Below are 1,331 nucleotides of genomic sequence, written 5' to 3' on the forward strand. Positions count from 1 at the left end.
TTCGACAATCTATGGACGCCTCCCGCCGCAAGATGATTCTGATCGGTACAGTTGGCTCGGGTTGCATGAATCTATCCGGCCTTTGGTTGAAGCGGTTAGGCTTCTGGCCTTGATGGGAGTCCGCTACTTCTTGCCTAATAACATGATCGGCCTTGATGGCCTTGTCGAAAATCAGGCTTCGAAGCGGCGGCCCATGCCGTTGCACCATCAGTATCCACCTCGCAATCGCTGTAGGACAGACCTCGTTTGCATGGCGCCGTTACGCCGGCAGATATTCTTCCTTCCGCGCCAACAGAACCCAAGCAATGCGGGCCGTCTTGTTAGCGAGCGCCACGAGCGCCTTGTTGAAGCCCGCCCGAGCGACAATTCCCTTCAACCAAACTGATCGTTGATCGTCTTTCGCAGCCAGTCGGCTGATCACTGCCCTCGCGCCATGAATGAGTTGTCTGCGCAGGTAGTGGTTGGCGCGTCGGCCAATGCCGCCGAGCTTGGGTTTGCCTCCGGTCGTATACTGTCTTGGGACCAATCCGATCCAGGCGGCGAGCTCGCGGCCTGAGCGGAAATGTCGACCGTCATCCACCGCTGCGACGAGCGCGGTCGCGATCACCGGCCCGACGCCCGGCAACGCAGCAAGCCGACGGCATGCGGCATGTTCGCGGCAGATGCTAACGAGCTTGGCATCGAGCTTCGCGAGGCGGGCTTCTACGTCGGTGAGCTGATCGATCAACTCCGTAAACAGCTCGCGGGCAAGTTCGGACAAATCAGCCTCAGCTACCGCAGCAGGAGCCTGTTGACGGAAGCGCCACGGACCTTTGGGCAGCACGACGCCATACTCGGCGAGAAGCCCTCGCGCGTGGTTTATGAGCGAGGTGCGTTGGACGACCAACCGCTCACGCACGCGATGTAGGCATTGAAGATCCTGCTGCTCGGTCGTCTTCACTGGCACGAAGCGCATAGTAGGCCTCGAAGCTGCATCGTAGATCGCCTCCGCATCGATAGCATCGTTCTTGGAGCCGCGGACGAACGCCTTGACGAATCTGGGGTTTACCAGACGCACTTGACGACCGGCCGCTGCGAGCTGTCGCCCCCAATGGTGGGCGCTCGCACAAGCCTCCATGGCGACGACTGCAGGACCAAGTTCAGCCACTGCATCCTCGAGCTTGGCACGACTCACCTTGCGTGAGACCACCACCCCGTCAGCATCTATCCCGTGTAGATGGAACGACTGCTTCGCCAAGTCGATCGCTAACATTTCCATCGTCATCGCCTTCCTCCTTTTGGTTGGACACCTATGGTGCCCGGAAGACGGGAGGCGTCCATCCCATAACATG

The 1,331-nt window shown here is 59.7% G+C and carries 2 protein-coding genes; both read right to left on the bottom strand.

From position 1 onward, the window contains the following. The coding region (locus AX703_RS28560; protein WP_231735657.1) for a hypothetical protein at positions 1 to 208 on the bottom strand (208 nt) is incomplete at its 3' end. 51 nt (positions 209 to 259) lie between these two features. Then, the gene (locus AX703_RS21975; protein WP_082734746.1) at positions 260 to 1,258 is read right to left on the bottom strand and encodes an IS110 family transposase; all 999 of its coding nucleotides are present in this window, start codon (positions 1,256 to 1,258) and stop codon (positions 260 to 262) included. Positions 1,259 to 1,331 lie beyond the last annotated feature (73 nt).

The sequence above is a fragment of the Novosphingobium sp. CCH12-A3 genome (assembly GCF_001556015.1).
Lineage (GTDB): Bacteria > Pseudomonadota > Alphaproteobacteria > Sphingomonadales > Sphingomonadaceae > Novosphingobium > Novosphingobium subterraneum.